Origin of the sequence: Kitasatospora sp. NPDC057500 (assembly GCF_042802195.1) — a bacterium.
Classification (GTDB): Bacteria; Actinomycetota; Actinomycetes; order Streptomycetales; family Streptomycetaceae; genus Kitasatospora.
This window is the reverse complement of the sequence record NZ_JBHVER010000051.1, coordinates 38,204-42,386: the sequence shown is the minus strand read 5'-3', so window position 1 is coordinate 42,386 and position 4,183 is coordinate 38,204. Positions and strand designations below refer to the sequence as shown.

General features: G+C 69.1%; 2 protein-coding genes. Both read left to right on the top strand.

Annotated features, from left to right (window positions below):
• Window positions 1-591: 591 nt before the first annotated feature.
• The gene (locus ACFU74_RS14165) at window positions 592-3,192 is read left to right on the top strand and encodes a Helicase associated domain protein (RefSeq protein ID WP_380756146.1); all 2,601 of its coding nucleotides are present in this window, start codon (window positions 592-594) and stop codon (window positions 3,190-3,192) included.
• Between the two features lie 645 nt (window positions 3,193-3,837).
• Complete coding sequence (locus tag ACFU74_RS14160) at window positions 3,838-4,176, top strand: hypothetical protein (RefSeq protein ID WP_380756144.1); 339 nt, start codon at window positions 3,838-3,840, stop codon at window positions 4,174-4,176.
• Window positions 4,177-4,183: the final 7 nt, after the last annotated feature.

Sequence of the window (4,183 nt, the reverse complement as noted above, 5' to 3'; positions counted from 1 at the left end):
CTACGGGCCTTCGGCCCTCCGTTCGCGCCTGACCTTCGGTCAGGCGGCGGACCCGCTCCGCGTGTCCGCGCCCGGGCTTCGCCCGGGCGGGCCCGGCGCTTCGCGCCGTGGCCGGCCTCACTCCGCGTCGCTCCATGAGGCCTAAGGGTTGAGGTCTGATCATATCGTTGAACTGGGATTTTGACTGACCTCACGACAGGCTGACTGGGAAGAGGGCGGCGCGCCGGGGGCGCGTGCGGGTCGGCTTCACTCCCGTCAGATTGGTCTAGTCCACGGTCTAGACCACTGTTTCGGCCTCACGACGGGTCGGGGTGCGCTACCCTCGGAGGGTGGGCAACGGTCTCCAGTGTATCAAGCTTGGAACGTCAGGTGATCCCGCCGCGAGCAGGGTCCGGCCCCCTGCTTTTTGGGCGTTCACGGGAATTCGTGACCGGGGACTGATATCCTGCCGGATAGTCGCTTCTGTCGCGCGCTTTTCCGGTCGCCCCGTTTTCCGGGCCGGTCCGTCAAATGTATCAGTAGGGCACTGTCAGCATTTCCCGCGTGATCCCTGCTGTGGGTCCGGGAATGGGTGAAGGGAGACACGTCTTCGTGAACGTTGTAAAGCCTGGTCTGAAGGCCGCTCAGTCCGCTGCCGGCATCTCGCTGCGCGGGCACCAGGAGGAGGCGCTGGAGGCCATCGTGCGGGGCCTGACGCCCCGTCCGGGTCACCCGGCTCCGAACGGGCTGCGGGTGACGGTGCAGATGGCCACCGGCTCCGGGAAGTCGTACGTCGGGGCGGCGGCCGGCCAGAAGCTGGCGCCCCGCGGCGTGGTCCTGGTCGTGGTGCCGACCTTGGACCTGCTGGTGCAGATGGTCGGCGCCTGGCGGGCCGCTGGCCGGTCCGGGGACATGCACGCCATCTGCTCGCTGGTGGACCGTGAGCTGCCGTTCGGGGTGATGGCGAGCACCAGTCCGCGGATGATCGGCAGGTGGCTGGAGCACGCCGCGAGGCACCGCCGGCCGACCACCCTGTTCGCCACCTACACCTCGGTCGGGGCGGTGAGGGACGCCTACGAGTACTGGGCGGAGCGCCGGGGCGAGGTACTGCCCCCGCTCGGGCTGATGGTCTGCGACGAGGCGCACCGCTCCTCGGGCAGTGTCGAGAAGACCTGGACCGTGGTGCACGACCAGGCCGCGATCCCGGCGGAGCGCCGGCTCTACATGACCGCGACGCCGCGGATCTGGGCGCCGCCCAGGCGCCCGGTGAAGAACCGTGAGGGGGCCTACCAGCCGCTGCCGGAGGAGCTGGCCGTCTCGATGGACGACCAGCGGGTCTTCGGCCCGCACGTCTACTCCCTGGGCCTCGCGGAGGCGATCGACCGCAAGTTGTTGGCCCCGTTCGAGATCGTGGTCCTGGAGCTGCGCGACCCGCTCGGCGACCGGGCCGCGGCCGAGGCGCAGGGCGTGCCCTGGGGGCCGGGGGTCGGCGAGGCCGAGGACGGCAGCGAGGACGAGGTGCCGGCCGCGCGGATCGCGGCGATCCAGGCCGGGATGGTCAAGACCGTGGTCGAGCGTGGACTGGAGCGGTGCATCACGTTCCACAGCCGCACGATCGAGGCCCGCTACTTCTCCGAGACGCTGAACCAGACCGTCGAGAAGCTGCACTTCGAGAACCCCCAGAAATACCCGCCGGAGTTCTGGGCACAGTGGCTCTCCGGCGAGCACGAGATCGACTACCGGAAAGAGCTGATCGGGGACTTCGGAAAGAGCGAGGAGGACGACGGGCTCAAGCACCGAATTTTCAGCAACTGCAAAGTCCTGGGCGAAGGCGTCGACATGCCGAACGCGGATTCTGTTCTTCTGCAAGGCCGGGGCAGCATGGTGGATATCGTCCAGGCCATCGGCCGGGCCCTGCGCATGCAGCCCGGAGAGGGAAAGACCGCGAGCCTGATCGTACCGGTATTCCTCAAGCCCGGAGAGGAACCCGGAGACATTCTGGAGTCCGATTCCTACGGGCCCCTGGTCAAAATCCTGACCGCGCTGCGCAGCCACGACGCCAAGGTGGTCGAGGCCCTCGCGGTGCCGCAGAAGTCCGGCAAGCGGACCAAGGGGCGCAGCGCTGAGGCTGCTTCCGGCCCTGGTGAGAGCATGGTCGGTGCGGGCGGCGCGGCGGGTGCGGGGGCGTTCACGCTGCCGGTGCGGTTCCAGACACCGGTGGACGAGAACGTGCTCGCGCTATTCATCGCCTCCAGGGTCCTGGTCGGCGAGACGCAGTTGTGGCGTGAGGGGATCGGTCACGCGCGGAAATGGTTCGAGGAGACCGGCGGCCTCGATGTCCCCTATTCGGCGCTCGTTGGGGAGAACGGGAATTACCCGCTGGGAAAGTGGCTGTCGGACCGGCGTGGCGAGAATGCGAATAGTGAACTGGCGCCATACCGCGTGGAGATGCTCGACGCACTCGGCATGATCTGGTCCGTGAGCGACGCCCGCTTCGAGGCCGGCCTCGACTGGGCCCGGGTCTGGGCGAAGGGCCACGGCGGCTCCCTGGCCGCGCCGGCGCGGGCCTCGGTCGGCGGCTACGCCATCGGCACCTGGCTCTCCGAACTGCGGGCCGCGGCGCAGGTACCGGCCGGGGAGCCGGGCGCGCTCGCCCCGGAGCGGCGGGCCGCACTGGAGGAGATCGACCCCTGGTGGTGCCCGGTGTGGCCCATCACCTGGCAACGCGCCTACGCCACCGCCCGCATGTGGTGGCTGGACACCGACGGCCTGGTCGACTGGACCCGGCTGCCCGCGGACACGGTGTTCGAGGGCGAGCAGCTCGGCCGCTGGGTCCAGGCGCAGCGCGCTGGCTGGCCCGGCCTGGAGGCCGACCAGCAGGACCTGCTCGCCGCGATCGGCATCGAGGCCGACCCCGAGCTGGTGGCCGCGAAGGCCGCCGCCGACGCGAAGCCGCCCGTGTCCCGCACGGACAGGTTCGCCCAGGGCCTGGCCGCGCTCGCCCAGTTCGTCGAGCGGGAACGGCACCCCCGGGTCCCCCGCCCGCACAAGGAGCCGCTGGAGGCCGTGGAAGCCGGCCCCGGCGGCGAGGAGCAGGTGGTCGTGTCGCACTTCGCCCTGGGCACCTGGCTCAACAACCAGAAAGCCCGCCGAGCGAAGCTCACCCCGGGGCAGCTCGCCCAGCTCGCCGAACACGGCGTCGAGTGGGCGTAGCGGCCTGGGCGGACAGTGGCGGTGCCAGGCTGCCGGGCGAGAGGTTGCCGGGGCCGCCCGCTGACCCCGAGCCCGACACCCGCTCCCCGCATGCCGGCACCACCAACACCGAACCCCTCGGCCGCCGCTCCATCCCGGGGCGGCGGCCGCAGACCGTGCAGCGGGTCCCTGCCCTACCGCGCTACCGGGAAGCGGCGAGGACGCCCGACTGCTCCCCTCGACGGCGGTGCCGGCCTCCGAGGCGCGTGGTTGGCCATCCGGTCGGCCCTCTCAGCGCGGCTTCTGGTGCCGCCTCTGCATACCCAGGACGGCACGCCAGAGGCCCTGGTAGACCGCCACCTGGGTCAGCATCGCTTGGTAGCCCGGCACTTCTTCCCAAGATTCCCCCAAAAGAACACCTCAAGTAGGAAATAGGCGCCCCATATGGAAGAAACTCGCCACGCTCACATATCAGTGCAATCTCCAACACAGAGGGCAGTGAGGTCCGAATTCTAGATTCGCACACACTCTCTGCTCTCCCCGTGTTACTATTCTCAATGGGGGAAGATTTCGATCGATTCCCAATTTCGGCGCCGCTTGGCCGTGCCGGAGGAAGGGACCCCCAGTCATGGCACGCCCCGTTCAAACTCACGGAACGAGGAACAGATGTCAATCAAGCAGAACATCGGTCGCATTGCGGCCGGATCCATCGCGGCCCTGGCGATAGCCGGCGCCGCGGTCCCGGCTTTCGCCCACACTGCAATCCAGGGAGGCGCCACCTCCTGGAACGACGGGCACAACTTCTACGTCAAGGACACCGACCCCGACAGCCACTCCGTCTACGGCAACTGGGCCATTTCGGGCGGCGACGGCAACGACGGCCGCCTCAACAACTCCGGCGGCTACAACACCACGGCCTCCACGTGGGTCAGCGGCGACATCATCTCCGTCCGTGCCTGCGTGGACATCCAGTTCGGCACCGACGACTGCAGCGGCTGGTTCTAATGTGACC

What these genes read in the sequence shown, in the direction of transcription:
- ACFU74_RS14160 (WP_380756144.1), top strand. Translation starts at nt 3,838, where the DNA reads ATGTCAATCAAGCAGAACATCGGTCGCATTGCGGCCGGATCCATCGCG.